Raw genomic sequence first — 19,001 nt, 5'->3', positions numbered from 1 at the left:
CGGGGCCCGCGCTGTCGCTAACCCTGCCTGATCGCGGAGATGTCGAACTCCAGGACGATCTTGTCGCCGACGAGTACGCCGCCGCCCTCCAGGGCCGCGTTCCAGGTCACGCCGAACTCCTTGCGCGAGATGGTCAGCGAGCCCTCCAGGCCGACGCGCAGATTGCCGAACGGGTCGACGGCGTTGCCGGTGTACTCGAAGTCGATGGTGACCGGCTTGGTCAGGTCCTTGATGGTGAGCTCGCCGGTGACCCGGTACTCGGTGTCGGACCGCTGCTCGACCTCGGTGGTGCGGAAGGTGATGTCGGGGAAGTTGGGGGCGTCCAGGAAGTCGTTGGTACGCAGGTGCTGGTCGCGCTGCTCCACGCCGGTGTCGATGCTCTGCGCCTTGATGACCACCTGGCCGCTGGACCGGGCCGGGTCGGCGCCGTCCAGGTGGGCGGTGCCCTCGAACTCGTGGAAGGCGCCGCGCACCTTGGTGACCATGGCGTGGCGGGCGACGAAGCCGATCCGGGTGTGGGCCGGGTCGAGGACGTAGTCGCCGGTGAGGTCGGGGATCGGGACAGTCATGGTGGGGAACCTCCCTGGGGTCCGGATCCGGCGGCGGACCGCCGAAATCGTTACCGGCCCACGCTAGGCCGCCATGCGATTCCCGTCCCGCCCAACGCGCACGGCCGCGGGCGATTGCACCCTGACCGGCGATCGCCGACTCCGCGGGGGGCAGCCGGGTCGGTCCGGCCGAGCGTCGCGCGACCGGATCGGGCTCCGTGGGACGGCCCGCGTATGGATCCGGAGGCGGTGAGGTCGACCCGAGGGGGACGAGTTCTGCGTCCTCGGCCGGGGCTGGTGAGCAGGTCCGCGAGCGGCCCGGCGGGTCGTGACGCGCCGAACGGCCCCGGGCGGGGCCGTTCGGCCGGGTCGTGCGGCGGGCTCAGGGGTGGTCGGGCTGCTGCGCCGGGGGCACTCCGCCGCCCTCTCCGCCACCTTTTGCACCCTTGTCCGTGCCGTGCGGGGCACCGCCTCCCGTGCCGCCTGGCTGGGCCGCCTTCAACTGGCGACTGTGGATTCCGACGTCTGAGTTCCCAGGGGGCGCGGGTGACGCATGTCGCCCGCGGAAGGGCCGCGGCAGCGGGACGTCTGCTCTTCCTGGACCGGACGACCGGCATGACGCCCCACGTCGCCGGCACCGCGCGGGCCGACTTCGGCGAGGACGGTGCCCGCACCGTCCGTTCACCGCGAAGGCCGTCACCCGGGGACCTCGCCGCTCCGGCCGGCCGTGATGATGGGGAGGGCGGGGAACGCGACGAGCAGCGCGACCGCTACCAGCAGTCCGCTCATCCACAGGGGCCCCGACTCCCCGGCCGGGGAACCGAGGGCGGCCGCAGCCGCGACGGGACCGGCCGCGGCACCCACGTTGAGCGCCGCCGTCGCGTAGGAGCCGGCCATGGTGGGGGCTCCTGCCGCCTCGTGGAGGACCCGCGCGATGAGCGTGCCGCCCAGGGCGAACGACAGGGCGCCCTGCACGAACAGCAGGAGGAACAGGGCGATCGGCACGTCGGCGAGCAGCGCCAGGGACGGCCAGCCGACGAACAGCAACGGGCCGCCGAGAGCGACGACCCGGCCCGGACGCCGGTCGGACAGCCGGCCGGCGACGGTGACGCCGGCGAACGAGCCGGCGCCGAAGACCACCAGGGCCACGGAGATCCACCACTCGTCCAGTCCGGCGCTATCGGTGACGACGGGGGCGAGGAAGGTGAGGCTTGCGAAGGTGGCCGCGTTCACCAGCGCGCCGAGCAGCATCACCAGGACCAGCGGCGGCCTCGTGAGCTGGGCGAGTTCCGCGCGCAGCGCGGGCCGTCCCGCAGCCCCCGCCTCATCACGTCCGGCCGGGACGCCCCGGAGGATGCCGAGGGCGGCGGGGAGGCAGAGAACGGCCACGGCCCAGAACGTCGCACGCCAGCCGAGCAGAGCGCCGAGCGCGGACCCGCCCGGGACACCGGCGACCGTGGCCAGCGTCGTGCCGGACAGCAGCACCGCCAGCGCGCGTCCCTTCCGGGCAGGTGGGACGAGCGCGACGGCCGCCGTCAGGGCCACGGCGAGGAACCCGGCATTCGCGACGGCCGCGACGACCCGGGTGGCGAACAGGACGGGGAAGCCGGTGGTGACGGCACCCACGGCGTGGGCTGCCGTGAAGACGAGGACGAACCCGAGAAGGCCGGCCCGCGGGGGCCATCCGCGGGCGAGCACGGCCACGAGCGGGGCGCCGACGATCATGCCGATCGCGAAGGCCGAGGTGAGGGAGCCCGCTGTCCCGACCGAGACGCCGAGATCCGAGGCGATGTCCGGCAGGAGGCCGGCGAGCATGAACTCCGAGGTGCCCATGGCGAAGACGGCCACGGCAAGGAGGTACAGGGGGAGAGGCATCGAGTGGCTCCGAGGTGAGGAGAAGCGCGAGAGGTCATCTCGTCACCGCGGCCAGCCCCCACCGCGCACGCGTCCCGCCACACGGAGCGGCGCGACGGCAGCGTTACGGAATCAGTGGTTCAGGGGGCTGACGGCGTGACCGTGAGCCCCCACCTCGTCCGACTCAGGACTCGACATGACCCGCACGCTACCGGACCGATGCCGCTCGTGGCATCCCGGTCGGGCGTCACCAGCCGGTGGACAGCAGGTGGTTGACGGTCAGAGCGACGAGCACCTGTGCGCACAGCCAGCCCCGCGCCCTCGGCAGGTAGGCACATGCCGGCAACAGCCACATCGCGAACGGCAGCCAGATGCGTTCGGTCTCCGCCTTGCTCATGCCGGACAGGTCGGCGACGAGGATGGCGAGGCACGCGGCGCCGACGAGGAGCGCCAGTCGTGCCCGGGCCTCGTCGTGGGGTGCAGGCGCGCCCCGCCGGAGCCGCGCGGGCATCCCGGCGGCGCGGGCCAGACCCGCGGAGGTGGCGAGACCGGTGATGACGACCGTGCAGGCGAGGTTGGCCCACACCCAGTAGCCGTACGGGCGGACCCCTCCCGCCCCCTGGTAGTACCGCGTGACGAGCAGCCGGTACGCCTCCCACCAGTCGAAGCCGGCCAGGGTGAACAGCGTGGGGACGACCGCCGCGCCCGCCGCGAGGGCCAGCCCCAGCACGGGCCGGGCCCGCAGACCCCGACGCCCCAGGAACAGCACGCTCGCGGCGATCGGGGCGAACAGGGTCAAGCCGTAGGAGAGGTAGCAGGTGAGGCCGAACAGCAGCCCGGAGACGGCGGCCACCCCGCACGAGCGCCTGGTGACGGCCACGGCGAGCAGGGCGACGGCCCACGCCGCCACCCCCGCGAAGTAGGCGTCGGCCGACGTGCCCATCCATACGGCGGCCGGGGCGAGGACCACGAAGGGTGCCGCTCGACGGGCCAGTGTCTCCGAGGCGAGTGCGCGCACGGCGATCAGGACCGCCGCACAGGCACTGGCGCCCACGGTGATGCACCACGCCCCGGCCCAGCCGCCGCCGTGCAGACCCACCCGGTCCAGCAGGACGAAGGTCACGGTGGCGGCGGGCGGATGGCCCGCGACGTGGGCGGGCCAGTTGTCCGGGGAGTCCAGCAGGATGTGCTGGGTGAAGCCGCCCAGCGCCGCCGGGATGTCGTGGAAGCGGTCGATGACCCGCAGGTACTCGTGGCGGGTCGTGAGGCGCACGGCGACCCCCGTGTGCGGGCCGTCGATCAGTGCCAGGGACCAGATCCAGGCCATGGACGTCAGCCAGGCGCCCAGGGTCAGGGCCCGCCACGGCAGGCCCGCCGACACCCGCGGCCCGTACGCGACGCCGGCGACCGCCAGGAGGACGGCCGCGGGGGTGCCCGGGCCGACGTGCGGGTCGAAGTCGGCCAGCAGCGGCGGCCAGCCGACTCTCAGCGAGTCACGGAAGTCGTCGATGTGACGTCCGACGAGGATCGCCGCGGTCACCAGACCGGCAGCGAGCGCGGCGGAGCACAGATCACGAAGAGAGGCGCGGTTCACCGGTGCCACGCTAGATCGACGTGTGTCGCGCGGGGCCGTCTCACCGGCGGACGTCAGAGGTCCGTAAGACACCCGTCCGGGCCCGGTTCGCCCGTCACCGCGCCGCGCGTAGACGTCCCCGCCCCGTAAGGGTTTGATGGTTCCGGCGCCCGCGAGCAGGCAGTGGGATGGGAGACATGACACCACGCTTGCTCCCACCCCGGTTCCACGGCAGGCTCCACGACCCCCGTACGGCCACCGTGATCGGCCGGTGGCTCGCGGCCGCCTTCGCGCTGTGCTTCGTCACCGGGCTGATCAGCCACTTCATGCAGCACCCTCCGACGTGGCCGTCCGGATTCCCCAGCCGTCCCATCTGGGGGTACCGGGTCACCCAGGGCCTGCACGTCGCTTCCGGCATCGCCGCCGTCCCGCTGCTGCTCGCCAAGCTGTGGACCGTGTACCCGAAGTTGTTCGCCTGGCCGCCCGTCCGTTCGCCGCGCCACGCGCTGGAACGCCTGTCGGTCGCACTGCTGGTGGGGGCCGCCGTCCTGGAGGTGGCGACCGGCCTGCTCAACACGGCCCAGTGGTACCCGTGGCCGTTCTCGTTCGTCCCCGTGCACTACGCCCTGGCCTGGGTGGTCACCGGATCCCTGGTCCTGCACATCGCGGTCAAGGCGCCGGAGATCAGGGACCATTGGAGCCGGCGGTCGGCCGGCACGCTCGCTCTTCCCGCGGAGGACGTGTGGGACCGGCGCTCGTTGCTGACCGCGGTGGGTCTGGCGGCCGGCGCGGTGACGGTGACGACCGTCGGCCAGTCCTTCACACCCCTCAAGGGCCTCGACCTCCTCGCTCCACGTCACCCGGACAAGGGCCCGCAGGGACTTCCGGTCAACCGGACCGCCGCGGCGGCCGGCGTGGGGACGATCGCCGCGGACGGCTACCGGCTCACGGTCGACGGTCCCCGCCCCTACGTCCTCACGCTGTCCGGCCTGCGCGGACTGCCGCAGTACGAGGCCGAGTTGCCCATCGCGTGCGTGGAAGGCTGGAGCAAGTCGGCGCACTGGGGCGGTGTGCGGATCGCCGACCTGCTGGAGCGGGCGGGTGCGCCCGCCCACGCTCGCGTCCGCGTGATCTCCCTGCAGACCCGTGGGGGATACCGGGTGTCCGAGCTGGACGTCGCGCACGCGCGCGATCCGCTGACCCTGCTCGCCCTGCGCCTCGACGGCGAGGAACTCGCCCCCGACCACGGCTTCCCGGCGCGGCTGATCGCACCGAACCGGCCGGGCGTCCTGCAGACCAAGTGGGTCGGCCGGCTGGAGGTGCTGGGGGCATGACGACGCGACTGGTGCGAGTGGTCACCGGCCTGCTCGGCCTGGCCCTGCTGTGCACGGGTGTGTCCCTGTTGCTGGAAGTGCGCGACCTGAGCGGCGTGGTGGTGTGGCTGGCGGGTGCGGTGCTGCTGCACGACGCGCTGATCGCGCCCGCGGTGCTGCTGATCGGCGTGATAGCGGTGCGCGGCCCGGCCCGTGGGGCCGTCCGCGGCGGCCTGCTGGTGGCCGGCGCGCTGACCGCGGTCGCCCTGCCGCCGCTGCTCCGTCCCGGGCCCCGCGGCAACCCCTCGGTGCTCCCGCTGGACTACGCACGCAACTGGCTGCTCACCCTGCTGAGCGTGGCCGTGGTGACCGCGGTACTCGTGCCGGTCCGCAAGGTGCGTCGCGGCCGGCAGGGGACACGACGCGGAGACGCCGGCGGCACAAGCCTTACGAACTCCTGACGCACCGCGCCCGCTTGCCCCGTACGGCGCCCCGCAGCCGTACGGTCGCGGCATGAACATCCTGGTCACCGGCGGTGCGGGTTTCATCGGCTCGCACATCGTCGACGCTCTGCTGCGCAACGGCCACGACGTGCGCGTGCTCGACGCCCTGCTCCCCGCCGCCCACCACGCCCCACCGGCGGTTCCCGACGGGGTCGACTTCCGCCGCGCCGACGTCCGCGACGCGGAGGCCGTCGCGGACGCGCTCGCCGGAGTCGACGCCGTCCTGCATCAGGCCGCGATGGTCGGGCTGGGCAAGGACGTCTCCGACGCCCCGGACTACGTCGCCTGCAACGATCTCGGGACGGCCGTGCTCCTGGCCGAGATGACCGCGGCCGGCGTTGCGCACCTGGTCCTGGCCGGTTCCATGGTCGTGTACGGCGAGGGCCGCTACACCTGCCCGCGCCACGGCCAGGTCCGGCCGGGCCCCCGGGTGGTGAGCGACCTGGAGGCGGGCCGGTTCGAACCGCCCTGCCCGCGGTGCGGCGCCCGGCTCGCCCCCGGCCCGGTCACCGAGGACGCGCCCACCGACCCCCGCAACGTCTACGCGGCGACCAAACTGGCCCAGGAGCACCTCGCCGCCTCCTGGGCCCGGGCGACCGGCGGACGCGTGGCCGCCCTGCGCTACCACAACGTGTACGGGCCGGGGATGCCCCGGGACACCCCCTACGCCGGGGTCGCGTCGCTGTTCCGGTCCGCGCTGGAGAGGGGACAGCCGCCGCGCGTGTTCGAGGACGGCGGACAACTGCGGGACTTCGTCCACGTCCGGGACGTCGCCGAGGCGAACCTGGCGGCCCTCGCGGGACTGCGCTCCCTGCCGGAGGGAACGGCGCGGGCCTACAACGTCGGCAGCGGAGAGCCGCACACGGTGGGTGAGGCCGCCGCCGCTCTGGCCGCCGCCCGGGGCGGAAGCACCCCCATGGTGACGGGCGAGTACCGGCTGGGCGATGTCCGGCACATCACCGCCTCCTCCCGCCGGCTGCGCGAGGAACTGCGGTGGAAGCCGAACGTGCCGTTCGCCCAGGGGATGACCGAGTTCGCCACGGCACCGCTGCGCGGCGACTGACCGGTCGTCCGGACCGGGGGAGCCCCGCCCCCGGCCTTGCGGCCGGTGGAGGGGCGACCTCAGGCGGTGGCGGGCAGACGCACCTCGAAGCGGCAGCCGCCGGGGATGTTGTGCACCGCCGCGCGGCCCCGGTGGGCTTCGACGATGCCGCGCACGATGGCCAGACCGAGACCCGCCCCGGCCGGTGGCGTACGGGCGTCGGTTCCGCGCCAGCCGGTGTCGAAGACCCGGGGCAGATCCTCGGGCGGGATCCCGCCGCAGGCATCGGTCACCGCCAGGACGACGTCACCGGACTCCCGCCGGGCCGAGACGGCGACCGTACCGTCGGCGGGGGTGCGGTGGATCGCGTTGACCAGGAGATTGGTCAGCACCCGGGTCATCTCACGGCCGTCCACCTCGACGGGAACGGGCTCGACGCCGTCGCCCACCAGCCGCACGCCGTGCTCCTCGGCCAAGGCGCCCGCTCCGGCCAGCGCGTCGTCGACGAGGTCGTACACCGACATCCGGGTCGTGCTCAGCGTCAGCACCCCGGCCTGGATGCGGGAGAGCTCGAAGAGGTCGCCGACCATCTCGCTGAGGCGCCCCACCTCCGCGCGCATCCGGGCGTGGTACACGTGCGGGTCGGCGACCATGCCGTCCTCCAGCGCCTCGGTCATCGCCTGGAGGCCCGCCAGCGGCGTGCGCAGATCGTGCGAGATCCAGGCGACCAACTCACGGCGGGACTCCTCCAGGGCGCGTTCCCGTTCACGCGAGGCGCTGAGCTTCGCGCTGGTCTCGGCCAGTTCCCGGCCCAGTTCGGCGAGTTCCGCGGTGGGCGCGGCAGCCGGCGGGGTGAAGACGCCCTCCTCACCGAGCGCGCGGGTGGCCCGGGCCAGCGCCCGGCTGCCGCGCACGACACTCCGGCCCAGGACGAGGGCGACGACCAGCGAGACGACGGCGGCGATCGAGCAGACCGTCGTCACGACCCACAGGTCGTGGTCGGACAGCAGCATCGCCCAGGCCACGAGCATCGTTCCGGAGAGCATCGCCACGACCGTGACACCGGCGACGACGGCGAGCGACACCGTCAGGGACCGGTTGCGCAGCAGCCTCAGCACCAGCGTGCCCAGCACACCGGCGCCCACCGCGCCGATCGTCGCGTACAGGACGATCAGCATCGTGTCATGCCACATCGTGAGCCCCTCCCGCCGGATCCGCGTCGAAGCGGTAGCCGACGCCCCACACCGTGCTGATCAGCCGCGGCCGTGCCGGATCGTCCTCGATCTTCGCCCGCAGCCGCCGCACGTGGACGGTGACCGTGGACAGATCCCCGAACTCCCACCCCCACACGCGGTGCATGAGGTCCTCGCGGCTCGTGGCCTGCCCGGGATGGCGCAGGAAGTACTCCAGCAGGTCGAACTCGCGCAACGTCAGGGCGAGTTCACGCCCTCGCAGACGGGCGCGGCGGGCCGACGGATCCAGGACGAGCGAACCGGCCCGCATCTCGTGGGCGGCGCCGCCGTCCCGGTCCGTGGTGTGCGCGGTCGCGGCCCTGCGCAGCACGGACTGCACGCGCAGAACGAGTTCGCGGGGGCTGAAAGGCTTGGTGACGTAGTCGTCCGCCCCGATCTCCAGGCCGAGGATGCGGTCCTCCTCGTCACCGCGTGCGGTCAGCATGATGACGGGCACCGGGCCGCGCCCGCGGATACGGCGGCACACCTCGAAGCCGTCCATGCCGGGAAGCATCAGGTCGAGCACCACCAGGTCCGGCAGTTCGGCGGCGACGGCCGCGACCGCCGCGGGCCCGTCCGTGGCCACGGTGACGGCCAGGCCCGCCCGGGTCAGGTACGAGGCGACGACTTCCACGATGGTCGGGTCGTCGTCGACGACCAGTACACGTTTCACGGCTACGAGTCTGGCACCGGAGCGGCCACACGTGTCGCGGGCCGGGCACAGACGTCAGCAAACGGTAAGCAGGACCGGACGTCAGCGATCCGTAAGGCCGCGAGATCCTTTATGCCCCTTTTGCGTTCGTAGGGTGAGTCACGTGATCGACGAATCCCCGACCTCCACCGACCCTGTCGACGTGGTGCTGCCCTGTCTGAACGAGGCGGCGGCCCTGCCCTGGGTGCTGAGCCGGATCCCCCGCCACTGGCGCGCGATCGTGGTCGACAACGGCAGCACCGACCGCTCCGCGGAGACCGCCCGGGCCCACGGAGCCCACGTGGTCGGCGAACCACGCCGCGGGTTCGGCGCCGCCTGCCACGCCGGGCTGGCCGCGGCCACCGCCGACGTCGTCTGCTTCTGCGACTGCGACGCCTCCCTCGACCCGGCGCTGCTGCCCGCGCTGGTCGCCCCGCTCACCACGGGCGGCGCCGACCTGGTCCTCGGCCGACGGCGCCCGACCACCTTCCGCGCCTGGCCACCGCACGCCCGCCTGGCCAACGCCGAACTCGCCCGCCTGATCCGCCGCCGCACCGGCCTGCCCCTGCACGACCTGGGTCCCATGCGCGCGGCCCGTCGCACCGAGCTGCTGGCGCTGGACCTGACCGACCGGCGCTCCGGATACCCCCTGCAGATGGTCGTCCGCGCGGCCGACGCCGGCTGGCGCGTGCGCGAGACGGACGTCCCGTACCACCCGCGCACCGGGCGCTCCAAGGTCACCGGAACCTGGCGCGGCACCTGGCACGCCGTCCGGGACATGCGCCGCGTCCTCGACGAACGCCCCACGGCTCCCACGTCGCGCGACGGGGGAGGAGCACGGTGAACCCGCCGACCCTGCTGGTGATCGCCAAGGAGCCCCTGCCGGGCCGCGTCAAGACCCGGCTCACCCCGGCCTTCACCCCCGGTCAGGCCGCCGCTCTGGCCGAAGCGGCGCTGGCCGACACCCTGCACACGATCACCCGCGTCCCCGCGGCGCGCCGGGTGCTCGTCCTCGACGGCGCGCCGGGGCCGTGGCTGCCGGCCGGTTTCGACGTCGTCCCGCAGGCCCGCGGGCCCCTGGACGAGCGGATCGCCGCCGCGTTGACCGGATGCCGGTCCGGTCCGGCGGTCCTGGTGGGCATGGACACACCCCAGCTGACGTCCGACCTGCTCACCGGCATCACCTGGGACGGCACCGACGCCTGGTTCGGACCGGCGGCCGACGGCGGCTTCTGGGCCCTGGGACTCAGAACGCCGGCGCGGGCCGGTCACCTGGTCCGGGGAGTGCCCATGTCCACGCCCCACACCGGAGCCCTTCAGCGGCGACGCCTCCTCGACGCGGGCCTCGTCGTACGGGACCTGCCCGTGCTCCGGGACGTCGACACCGCCGAGGACGCGCATCACGTCGGCACCCTCTGTCCCCCGGACTCGCACTTCACCGCCGCACTGCGCGCGCTGCCCCGGGCCGTCCGGTGACCGGCCCGGACGCCCCGACCCTGCGTCCCGGGCAGCCGGCGCCCCTCGCCGGGCGGGGACACCCGAGGACCGTGACGACCGTCCCACCGGCACAGCGCCGGCCGTGGGTCGACGACCCCTACGACGCCGCCCTCCACGCCGGCCGCGGTCCGCTCTTCCTGCGCTCCCTCACCGACGCCGCCGCCGGCGGGGAGCGCCTGCTGCCGCTGGACGTCGAGCGCTGGTGTGCACCACCGGACGCGGCGGACCTGAGTGTCCTGCGCCGCTGCCGAGGTCCCGTCCTGGACATCGGCTGCGGACCCGGGCGGCTCGTGGCTGCTCTCACCGGCCGGGGCGTACCGGCACTCGGCATCGACGTCAGCCCCGCCGCCGTCGCCCGCACACGCCGGCTGGGCGGCGCTGCCGTACGGCGTTCCGTCTTCGAGCGCGTGCCCGGTGAGGGGCGGTGGTCGACGGCCCTGCTCCTGGACGGCAACGCGGGGATCGCCGGCGACCCCGTCACGTTGCTGGCCCGGATCGGCCGGGTCACGGCTCCCGGCGGGCTCCTCCTCGCCGAAGCGCTCGGCCAGGACGTCGACGAACGTCTGCTGGTGCGGATCGAGGACGGCCGGGGCCGCTACGGGCGGCCCTTCGCGTGGGCGCGCCTGGGGGTCGTCGCCCTGCACGACGCGGCCCGTGCCGCCGGCTGGACCGCCGTCGACCGGTGGACTTTTGGGGGGCGTTGCTTCCTGGCCCTGCGCAACACCCCCGCTGCCGCGCAGGGGACGGCCCCGTGATTCCGGACGCCAGGGTGCCTCACTGCGGTCAGACCGGTGCGGGCCTGCTCCGGTCGCTCGTCGGTTCGAGACGGACCACGATGCCCTTCGACGCCGGCTGGTTGCTGATGTCGGCGACGCTGTCGAGCGGCACCAGGACGTTCGTCTCCGGGTAGTAGGCGGCGGCCGAGCCCTTGGCGGCCGGGTAGGGCACGACCTCGAAGTTCTCGGCCCGGCGCTCGGAGCCGTCCTCCCAGACGCTCACCAGGTCCACCCGGTCGCCCTGGGCGAGACCCAGCTCACGCAGGTCGGCCGGGTTGACCAGGACGACGTGACGGCTGCCGTGGATGCCGCGGTAGCGGTCGTTGTTCGTGTACGGGACGGTGTTCCACTGGTCGTGCGAGCGCAGGGTCTGCAGCAGCAGGTGCCCCTCGGGAGCCCGGGGGACCACCGGCTCGTTGCACGTGAACAGAGCCTTGCCCACCTTGGTCTTGAACACGCCCTCGTTGACCGGGTTGGGCAGCTGGAAGCCGCCCGGGCGGGTCACCCGGGCGTTGAAGTCGTGGAAGCCCGGCACGACCCGGGAGATGCTGTCGCGGATGGTGTGGTAGTCGCCCTCGAACTTGGTCCAGGGGATGTCCCCCTTGCCGTCGAGGGTCAGCCGGGCGAGCCGGCACAGGATGGCGACCTCGCTCAGCAGCATGCGCGAGGCCGGTTCGAGGCGCCCCTGCGACGTGTGCACCTCGCTCATGGAGTTCTCCACGGTGACGAACTGCTCGCCGTCGGCCTGGACGTCGCGCTCGGTCCGTCCCAGGGTCGGCAGGATCAGCGCGGTGTCACCGCAGACGGTGTGCGAGCGGTTCAGCTTGGTGGAGATGTGGGCGGTCAGCCGGCACGAGCGCATCGCCTTCTCGGTGACCTCGCTGTCGGGCGCGGCGCGCACGAAGTTCCCGGCCAGCGCGAGGAAGACCTTGACGCGGCCCTCCAGCATCGCCTTGATCGAGTCCACCGAGTCCAGGCCGTGCGGGCGCGGCGGGTCGAAGCCGAACTCCTTCTGCAGGGCGTCCAGGAAAGTGTCCGGCATCTGCTCCCAGATGCCCATCGTGCGGTCGCCCTGGACGTTGCTGTGGCCGCGCACCGGGCACGCGCCCGTCCCGGCACGTCCCAGATTGCCGCGCAGCATGAGGAAGTTGACGATCTCCCGGATCGTGGGCACACCGTGCTTGTGCTGGGTGATGCCCATCGCCCAGCAGACGATGACCCGTTCACTCCTCAGGACCTCGTCGCGGACCTTCTCGATCTCCTCGCGGGTCAGTCCCGTCGCCGTGCGCACGTCGTCCCAGTCGACGCCGCGGGCGTGCCGGGCGAACTCCTCGAAGCCCGAGGTGTGGGCCTCGATGAAGTCGTGGTCGAGGACCGTGCCGGGACGGGCGTCCTCCGCCTCCAGCAGCAGCAGGTTCAGGGCCTGGAACAGGGCGAGGTCGCCACCCGGCTTGATGTGCAGGAAGGCGTCGGCGATCTGCGTGCCGCGTCCGACGATCCCGCTCGGCTTCTGCGGGTTCTTGAAGCGCCGCAGCCCCGCCTCCGGCAGCGGGTTCACCGCCACGATGCGGCCGCCGTTGCGCTTGGCCTCCTCCAGGGCGCTGAGCTGCCGCGGGTGGTTGCTGCCCGGGTTCTGGCCGACCAGGAAGATCAGGTCCGCGTGATGGAGGTCCTCCAGGCTCACGGTGCCCTTGCCGACGCCCAGGGTCTCGCTCAGGGCGAAGCCGCTGGACTCGTGGCACATGTTGCTGCAGTCGGGCAGGTTGTTGGTGCCGAAGGCCCGGGCGAAGAGCTGGAGGACGAAAGCCGCCTCGTTGCTGGCGCGGCCGGAGGTGTAGAAGACGGCCTCGTCGGGAGAGTCCAGTCCCCGCAGCTCCCGCGCGAGGATCCCCAGGGCGTCGCTCCAGCCGATGGGCTCGTAGTGGTCCGATCCGGGCCGCTTGATCATCGGCTCGGTGAGCCGGCCCTGCTGGTTGAGCCACATGTCGGACCGGGCGGCCAGATCGCTCACGCTGTGCTCGCGGAAGAAGTCGGCGGTGATCCGGCGCGTCGTGGCCTCGTCGTTGATGTGCTTGGCGCCGTTCTCGCAGTACTCGTTGCGATGGCGCCGGCCCGGGGCGGGGTCCGCCCACGCGCAGCCGGGGCAGTCGATCCCTCCCACCTGGTTCATGGTCAGCAGATCCACCCCGGTCTTGCGCGGCGAGGTCTGCTCCAGGGAGTACTCCAGTGCGTGCACGACCGCGGGAACTCCGGCCGCCCACTTCTTCGGCGGTGTCACGGAGAGGGAGGTCTCCTGCTCCTCGCCGGGCGGGTTCTGCATCGCTGTGCGCCTTTCTCTCGCCGTGTCCGGTACGCGGGTCAGCCGACGGGCCACTGGGCGACACGGCTCCTGGGCGGTTCCGGGGTGTCGTGCTGGACGCGGCCGTTGCGGATGGTGCCGCGCCAGGCGCCGCCCTCCTGGCCCAGTCCCTCGAGGAAGTCCTTGAAGTGCAACAGTTCCCCGCGCACCAGCCGGGCGGTCAGGCCGACGACCCGGGAGGAGCGAGTGAGCACCCGCGCGGCCCCCCGCGGTTCGAGGAGCATCCGGACCGTGAGCGCGGTGCCGCCGGACTCCGTCGGCCTGAACTCGACCTCGCCCTGATGGGTGGGATGCTGCTCCAGGCCGCGCCAGGCCAGGTAGGAGTCGGGGTCCTGTTCCACGGTCTCGACCATGAAGCGGTGGCGCAGGGGGCCGTAGCCGAGGGTCCACGCGGTGACGGTGGGCCTGAGCTGCTCGACGTCGCGCACCACGGCCGAGAAGCGCGGGAAGGTCTTGAACTGCGTCCACTGGTTGTAGGCCGTGCGGACCGGTACCGCGAGCTCGACCGTCTCTTCGACGTGCCGCTCGCGCAGCGGACGGCGGCGCTTGACGCTTCCGTCGTCGGTGCGCGTCCCCGGCGTGTTCGGCACGGCCTGCCCGCCGTCGTCTTCGTGCGCCATCGTGGTCTCTCTTCCGGTGCGGGAACCGGGCGTCCGGGCACCCGGCCTCCGCTCGTGGGTCGGGGCTTCTGTTCCGGTTCCCCCATCGCGCGCATCGAGTCACCCCGGTGCGCCGGCGCCCCGTACGGTCCCGGTGACGAGAGCGTCACCTCCAGCTTCACCCCCTGCGCGGCCGGCCGCCACTCACTGTGACCCGACCTGGCCGGGAGACCCGCCGGGGCCGGAGCCCGTCGTAGCGGCCCTGCTCAGCCGGTCACCAGGACCGTGGCCGGCCGGGCCGCGCCGGGGACCGCTGTCGGCCGTGCCCGGGCAGCCGGCACCGCCCGCCTCAGTCGCGGGACCACGTGCTCAGCAGGTCGGCGAGTGCCCGGGCCGTCTCGGCGGAGTCCGGGCCGTCGTCGCGGGCGTCGGGTGACAGCTCCACGTGCAGGAAGGGGGCGTGGTGGCGTTCGGCCGAGCGGCCCTGGACGTTCCGGGTGCCCTCCAGCGGGCATCGTGCCGACCAGCCGCGGCACACCCGCAGACCGTCCGCCTCCAGCCGGTCCGCCAGTGCCGAGGCCTCGTCGGACGCCTTCTGGGCCACGCCCCCGGAGACGATGGCCTCGTACGGGCGATCGGAGGTCTGCGCGAAGCCGTGCAGCTGGAGACCCGGCACCCCGCGCTTCTGCAACTCGTCGACGACCGTGTGGAAGGCGCTGTCCTCGCTGTGCGCGACGTCCGCCTCGCCCGCGCGGCCCGCCCGGCGGTGCGCACCGGCCAGGACCAGCGCACCGGACGGCGTCTCCTCCAGCAGCCGGACGCCCAGCTCCTCGGTGGCGCGGTCGGACACGGGGTGCGGCACCTGCACGTTCCAGCGCAGCGCCGAGTCCGCGGTCACGTACAGGCGGCCCCAGCCCGCGGCGTCCCCCGAGGACCGGGTGGCGGCGATCTCGTCGTAGCGGCGCCCGGTGTCGGTGTCGGTGAGGCGGGTGACGCCGAGGCCGAGCGGGGCGAGCAGGCGCTGCGCCGCCGCGGCGTCGCCGTCGAGCAGGCGCCCCACCCCCTTCGCCAGCCGCGCACGCTCGTCGTCCGCGGGCGGCGTGTAGGCGGCGCCGGGTTCGAAGCCGGCGGTGTAGTCCAGGATCCGGCTGCTGAGGTCGACGAGTTCCCGAGCTCGCGGAGCCGAGGGTTCCGTGTCGTCGGACGAGGTCGAGTCACATGCCGCCATCGCGAGGATCAAAACCGCTGGGGCGAAAATGCGAGCGAAACGTGATGTTCTTGTGATGGCAGAGATCGATTGAGGTGTGCGTGACGTGTGAGTATGTCGCGGTGACATTCCGTAAGTCTCTCCGTATAGGTCGCTCGGTGGCGGTTCTGGGTGCTTTGGCCGGCCTCGTCGCCTCCTGCACCTCCGAGCCGTCCGGGGCCCAGGTGAAGCCGGGCGGCCGCTCCTTCACCGTCGCCGCCGCCGGTGACGTGCTCATCCACCCCGAGCTGGTCGAACAGGCGGCCAAGGACGCCGAGAAGACCGGCAAGGGTCGGGCGGGGCTGGACTTCGGACCGCTGATGGCCGGGGTGAAGCCGGTCGTCAGCAAGGCCGATCTGGCCATCTGTCACATGGAGACGCCGGTCGGCACTCCCAAGGGCCCCTTCGAGGGGTACCCCGAGTTCCTCGTTCCGCCGCAGATCCTCACGTCCCTGAAGGACGTGGGGTACGACACCTGCTCGACGGCCTCCAATCACACCTACGACCACGGCCTCAAGGCCGTGAAGCGCACCCTGGACGCGATGGACAAGGTGGGTCTCGGTCACACCGGGTCCGCGCGCACACCCGAGGAAGCGAAGCAGATCAACATCCGCGACGTCAACGGCGTCAAGGTCGCCCACCTCGCCTTCTCCTGGGAGTCCTTCCTCAACCCCACACCCGAGAAGGAGCGCTGGGCCTTCAACCGGCTGAGCACCGACGCCATCAAGAAGGCCGAGACCCGCGCCCGGCAGAAGGGCGCCGAGGTCGTCATCCTCACGGTCCACTGGGGCCTGGAGCACTACAACGAACCGAGCGTGCCGCAGTTGGAGCTCGCCGAGCGGATCACCAAGGAGACCGGGGTCGACCTGGTGATCGGCCACCACTCCCACGTGGTGCAGCCCATCCAGAAGGTCAACGGCACCTGGATCGCCTACAGCCTCGGCAACCAGGTGGCCCGGCACTCCTCGCCGACCGGCCTCACCGAAGAGGGCGCGATCGGCTGGTTCGAGTTCAAGGAGACGGCCGACGGCTGGAACGTCAGCGCCCGCTACCGGACCACGCTGGTCGACATCCCGCCGGAGCTGGAGGCGGGGGAGAAGGCACCCGAGGGCGCGGTCGCCGATCACCGGGTGGTGGACGTGCAGGGCGCCTTGGACGACCCGGGTGACCTGTCCGAGGAGCGGCTCGCCCGCTACCGGCTGGCGGCCGACCGCACCCGCGGCTTCCTCCACAACCGGGGCGCCCCCGGCGGCGACGGCCTCCGGCAGCTCTCCCTGGGGACGTGACCAGCGACACAGGCGGATTTCGCGCGAGGAACCCAACCCTCGCGCGTGTCGAAGGTCCATTAAGGCGACGGCGTCTCACCCCCGCGTCAGCGGTGGCTCCCGCGAGCGCCCGAGTAGTGAAGAGGCGAAGGAAACCACCGGTGACTTCAACCCAAGGCGCCCCGCGTCCCGGACGGGGCGGCCGGCGGCGCTTGCGCAGACGCGCGGACATGCCGCTGCTGGGCGGCGTACGACCGCCGATCGCGTTGCTGTGCCTGCTGATCATCGCCCTGGCCGGGCTGACCGCGAAGGTGCTCGGCCCGGCCGGTGAGCCCGCCGTACCCAAGGCGGTGCTGGGCTCGCAGCAGCACTTCGCGGAGGACGGCGCGATCGCCCTGCGCGCGTCCATCGACGAGCGGGTCACCGACCTGAACCGCACCGCGGCCGTGCTGAACGAGGGCAAGCCCACCGACCCGGAGCGCGTGCTGTCCGACCTGAGCCGGACCTACCAGAAGTGGACCGGCACCACCGTGCTGGACCTCGAGAGCGGCAAGGTCCTGGCAGCCAGGGGTGAAACGATTCCTCTGGGCTGGCTGGACAAGGAGGTCCTCACCGGCCGGCACGCCCTGACCCCGCGCATGGTGCGCCTGGAGACCGGCGACGTACGGCTGATGACCATGGCGCTGCTGGACCGCAAGGACGGACCGCAACAGCTGCTCGTCGCCTCCAACAGCCTGTCCGTGCCCGCGATCAACCTGGGCCCGTTCCGGTCGATGGCCGTCGTGGCCCGTGGCGGCGAAGTCCTCGCCACGGAAGGCTTCGAGCAGGCCGAGGCGCTCAACTCGGACGCCGAACGCGACGAACTGACCTTCCTGCAGAAGCAGATGACCAGGCTGTCGGAGCAGGCCGCCGCGAGAACCGAGCAGAACCCGGTCAGTGCCCGCGAGCCCGGCTCCCACGGGTACCCGGGTGTCAGCGGCACCCTGCTCGGCGACTCCTACAACGGCCGTGTCGCCACCGCCGGTTACGCCTCCCTCGCCTCCGCCGACCCCGAGCAGCGCCGCAGCGTCGGCGCGGGACTCGGACTGACCGTGGTGGCCATGCTGCCCGTCGTGCAGGAACAGGCCGTCGGACAGGAACGGGAACTGTACGGGCTGGTCGCGGCCGGCGTCCTCGTGGTCGTCGGTCTGCTGGCCGCGGCCCTGCTGTGGCGAGCCGTGCAGCGGCCCCTGCTGGCGCTGTTCCTGGAGTCCCGCCGCCTGGCCCGCGGCGACCTGACCCGGCCCGTCGCCGTGCCCCGCTGGGGCGAGGCCGCCCGCGTCGGCGCCGCCCTGGAACGACTGCGCGGACAGCTGTCCGACATGGGCACCGGCCCCGCCGCCGCCGGCGGCAAGGGCCGCCGGGGCCGGTTCGGACTGCGGGTGTCGCTGGCCGTCACGGCCGTCCTGCTGCTCCTGTGGTGTGTGCCGGTGGGCCTGCTGCTCAACCGCACGGACGCCTCGGTGAGCGTGCCCAGCACCATGGTGAACGACCAGCGCGACCGCTCCGACCTCGTCGCCGACCGGGTCCGCCGCGCCCTGAACGAGGCCCAGGCCGACCTCACCTCCATGACCCGCCTCATCGACCCGGACGACCCCGACGCCACCACCGACGTGCTCGACGACGCCGTGCGCAAGCACACGCGCTACGGCTCCCTGTACGTCGTCGGCCGCGGTGGTGACGTCGTCGCGCGCGCCGGAGCCGAGCCGCACGGCGGCTGGGACGAGGACGCCGGGACGAAGGGCCGGGAGGCCCCGCTCGTCCGCGTCACCGGCGAGGGCGGCAAGAAGCCCGTCGTCCAGGCCGGGGCACCCCTGCCGGAGCACAAGGACCTGACGCTCGTCGGCGAGATCCGGGTGGAGTTCCTGAACTCGCTGCTCGCCCGGCCCGGACTCGGCGAGGTCCGGGTGGTCGACGCCGAGGCCAGGACCATCGCCGCCAGCGACGGCTTCCTCGCCTTCGAGGACCTGCCGCGCGACTCCCTCACCGACCTCGTACGGGCCGGCGGGGTCAGGGCCGGCGCGGGCCCCGTGGAGAACGGGCTGCTCATCCGCGAGGGACGCTCCGTCACCGTCGCCGCCGCGGCGCCCTTCTCCGGCGGCGGTGTCGCCGCGGACATCGGCTGGACCGTCGTCAGCTGGCAGAACGCCAAGCACTTCGAGATCACCCCCTACGAGCGCGAGGACCGCAGCGTGCTCGCCGGGATGCTCGGGCTCGCCCTGATCGTGGTCTGCCTGGGCTGGATCCACCTGGTCGTCGTCCGCCCCCTGCGCGCCCTCGCCGACAGCGCCGAGAAGCTGGCCGACGGTGACCTCAAGACCGTGCTCTACCCCCGCTATCACGACGAGGTGGGGGCCGTCGTCCGCAGCCTCGAACTGGTCCGCCAGCAGTTGCAGGCCCGCAGGCAGAACCAGGCCCGCCGCAGTGCCGAGCCCCCGCTCGGCGCCCGAGGAAGGTGACCGGC

General features: G+C 73.0%; 16 protein-coding genes. 8 read left to right on the top strand and 8 right to left on the bottom strand.

The genetic code is table 11. The features are described from left to right. Positions 1-17: 17 nt before the first annotated feature. The 3 genes from ACZ4M5_RS17110 to ACZ4M5_RS17100 form a co-directional block, all read right to left on the bottom strand. On the bottom strand, positions 18-569 hold the full coding sequence (locus ACZ4M5_RS17110) for a YceI family protein (RefSeq protein ID WP_467737528.1): 552 nt from the start codon (positions 567-569) through the stop codon (positions 18-20). Positions 570-1,244: 675 nt separating this feature from the next. Beyond that, on the bottom strand, positions 1,245-2,423 hold the full coding sequence (locus ACZ4M5_RS17105; protein WP_467737526.1) for a Cmx/CmrA family chloramphenicol efflux MFS transporter: 1,179 nt from the start codon (positions 2,421-2,423) through the stop codon (positions 1,245-1,247). Positions 2,424-2,649: 226 nt separating this feature from the next. Further along, a complete protein-coding gene (locus ACZ4M5_RS17100; protein ID WP_467737524.1) occupies positions 2,650-3,996 on the bottom strand; it encodes a hypothetical protein in 1,347 nt (448 codons plus the stop codon). A 176-nt stretch (positions 3,997-4,172) separates the two neighbouring features. On the opposite strand from ACZ4M5_RS17100, the gene ACZ4M5_RS17095 reads away from it, so the two are divergent. From ACZ4M5_RS17095 to ACZ4M5_RS17085, 3 genes are read left to right on the top strand one after another with little or no spacing between them, the layout of a single operon-like run. After that, entirely contained in the window at positions 4,173-5,309 is a 1,137-nt protein-coding gene (locus ACZ4M5_RS17095; protein WP_467737522.1) for a molybdopterin-dependent oxidoreductase, read from the top strand. Further along, positions 5,306-5,749 (top strand): hypothetical protein, encoded by a 444-nt coding sequence (locus ACZ4M5_RS17090; protein ID WP_467737520.1) that lies wholly within the window; start codon positions 5,306-5,308, stop codon positions 5,747-5,749. Before ACZ4M5_RS17095 ends, ACZ4M5_RS17090 begins: the two co-directional genes overlap by 4 nt. A 52-nt stretch (positions 5,750-5,801) precedes the next feature. After that, positions 5,802-6,854 carry an NAD-dependent epimerase/dehydratase family protein gene (locus ACZ4M5_RS17085; protein WP_467737518.1) on the top strand — a complete coding sequence of 351 codons (1,053 nt, stop codon included), beginning with the start codon at positions 5,802-5,804 and terminating at the stop codon, positions 6,852-6,854. 59 nt (positions 6,855-6,913) lie between these two features. On the opposite strand, the gene ACZ4M5_RS17080 is transcribed toward ACZ4M5_RS17085, so the two are convergent. Further along, the gene (locus ACZ4M5_RS17080) at positions 6,914-8,026 is read right to left on the bottom strand and encodes a sensor histidine kinase (RefSeq protein ID WP_467737516.1); all 1,113 of its coding nucleotides are present in this window, start codon (positions 8,024-8,026) and stop codon (positions 6,914-6,916) included. Further along, complete coding sequence (locus ACZ4M5_RS17075) at positions 8,016-8,738, bottom strand: response regulator transcription factor (protein WP_467737514.1); 723 nt, start codon at positions 8,736-8,738, stop codon at positions 8,016-8,018. Before ACZ4M5_RS17075 ends, ACZ4M5_RS17080 begins: the two co-directional genes overlap by 11 nt. Before the next feature lie 145 nt (positions 8,739-8,883). Here ACZ4M5_RS17075 and ACZ4M5_RS17070 point away from each other — a divergent pair, with 145 nt between their 5' ends. From ACZ4M5_RS17070 to ACZ4M5_RS17060, 3 genes are all read left to right on the top strand, one after another. Continuing rightward, complete coding sequence (locus ACZ4M5_RS17070) at positions 8,884-9,600, top strand: glycosyltransferase family 2 protein (protein WP_467738027.1); 717 nt, start codon at positions 8,884-8,886, stop codon at positions 9,598-9,600. Continuing rightward, the gene (locus ACZ4M5_RS17065) at positions 9,597-10,232 is read left to right on the top strand and encodes a TIGR04282 family arsenosugar biosynthesis glycosyltransferase (RefSeq protein ID WP_467737512.1); all 636 of its coding nucleotides are present in this window, start codon (positions 9,597-9,599) and stop codon (positions 10,230-10,232) included. Before ACZ4M5_RS17070 ends, ACZ4M5_RS17065 begins: the two co-directional genes overlap by 4 nt. Positions 10,233-10,303: 71 nt before the next feature. Then, the gene (locus tag ACZ4M5_RS17060; RefSeq protein ID WP_467737510.1) at positions 10,304-11,008 is read left to right on the top strand and encodes a class I SAM-dependent methyltransferase; all 705 of its coding nucleotides are present in this window, start codon (positions 10,304-10,306) and stop codon (positions 11,006-11,008) included. 28 nt (positions 11,009-11,036) lie between these two features. Here the strand turns inward: ACZ4M5_RS17060 and ACZ4M5_RS17055 are convergent, their stop codons facing one another. The 3 genes from ACZ4M5_RS17055 to ACZ4M5_RS17045 all read right to left on the bottom strand — a co-directional run bounded on the left by ACZ4M5_RS17055 (position 11,037) and on the right by ACZ4M5_RS17045 (position 15,215). Further along, positions 11,037-13,349: an FdhF/YdeP family oxidoreductase gene (locus tag ACZ4M5_RS17055; RefSeq protein WP_467737508.1), complete on the bottom strand. Its 2,313-nt coding sequence runs from the start codon at positions 13,347-13,349 to the stop codon at positions 11,037-11,039. Positions 13,350-13,387: 38 nt separating this feature from the next. Further along, positions 13,388-14,008: an SRPBCC family protein gene (locus ACZ4M5_RS17050; protein WP_467737506.1), complete on the bottom strand. Its 621-nt coding sequence runs from the start codon at positions 14,006-14,008 to the stop codon at positions 13,388-13,390. 328 nt (positions 14,009-14,336) lie between these two features. Further along, positions 14,337-15,215: a hypothetical protein gene (locus ACZ4M5_RS17045; protein WP_467737504.1), complete on the bottom strand. Its 879-nt coding sequence runs from the start codon at positions 15,213-15,215 to the stop codon at positions 14,337-14,339. 137 nt (positions 15,216-15,352) lie between these two features. On the opposite strand from ACZ4M5_RS17045, the gene ACZ4M5_RS17040 reads away from it, so the two are divergent. Both ACZ4M5_RS17040 and ACZ4M5_RS17035 read left to right on the top strand, forming a co-directional pair. Beyond that, positions 15,353-16,519 (top strand): CapA family protein, encoded by a 1,167-nt coding sequence (locus tag ACZ4M5_RS17040; RefSeq protein ID WP_467737502.1) that lies wholly within the window; start codon positions 15,353-15,355, stop codon positions 16,517-16,519. Positions 16,520-16,728: 209 nt separating this feature from the next. After that, positions 16,729-18,996 (top strand): HAMP domain-containing protein, encoded by a 2,268-nt coding sequence (locus ACZ4M5_RS17035; RefSeq protein WP_467738025.1) that lies wholly within the window; start codon positions 16,729-16,731, stop codon positions 18,994-18,996. Positions 18,997-19,001: the final 5 nt, after the last annotated feature.

It is taken from the genome of Streptomyces sp. NPDC026246 (assembly GCF_055567995.1).
Note: the sequence above shows the minus strand (reverse complement) of the source record. Positions and strands in the feature narration are given on the sequence as shown.

What these genes read in the sequence shown, in the direction of transcription:
- ACZ4M5_RS17110 (WP_467737528.1), bottom strand. Translation starts at nt 569, where the DNA reads ATGACTGTCCCGATCCCCGACCTCACCGGCGACTACGTCCTCGACCCG.
- ACZ4M5_RS17105 (WP_467737526.1), bottom strand. Translation starts at nt 2,423, where the DNA reads ATGCCTCTCCCCCTGTACCTCCTTGCCGTGGCCGTCTTCGCCATGGGC.
- ACZ4M5_RS17095 (WP_467737522.1), top strand. Translation starts at nt 4,173, where the DNA reads ATGACACCACGCTTGCTCCCACCCCGGTTCCACGGCAGGCTCCACGAC.
- ACZ4M5_RS17090 (WP_467737520.1), top strand. Translation starts at nt 5,306, where the DNA reads ATGACGACGCGACTGGTGCGAGTGGTCACCGGCCTGCTCGGCCTGGCC.
- ACZ4M5_RS17085 (WP_467737518.1), top strand. Translation starts at nt 5,802, where the DNA reads ATGAACATCCTGGTCACCGGCGGTGCGGGTTTCATCGGCTCGCACATC.
- ACZ4M5_RS17080 (WP_467737516.1), bottom strand. Translation starts at nt 8,026, where the DNA reads ATGTGGCATGACACGATGCTGATCGTCCTGTACGCGACGATCGGCGCG.
- ACZ4M5_RS17055 (WP_467737508.1), bottom strand. Translation starts at nt 13,349, where the DNA reads ATGCAGAACCCGCCCGGCGAGGAGCAGGAGACCTCCCTCTCCGTGACA.
- ACZ4M5_RS17050 (WP_467737506.1), bottom strand. Translation starts at nt 14,008, where the DNA reads ATGGCGCACGAAGACGACGGCGGGCAGGCCGTGCCGAACACGCCGGGG.
- ACZ4M5_RS17045 (WP_467737504.1), bottom strand. Translation starts at nt 15,215, where the DNA reads ATGGCGGCATGTGACTCGACCTCGTCCGACGACACGGAACCCTCGGCT.
- ACZ4M5_RS17035 (WP_467738025.1), top strand. Translation starts at nt 16,729, where the DNA reads ATGCCGCTGCTGGGCGGCGTACGACCGCCGATCGCGTTGCTGTGCCTG.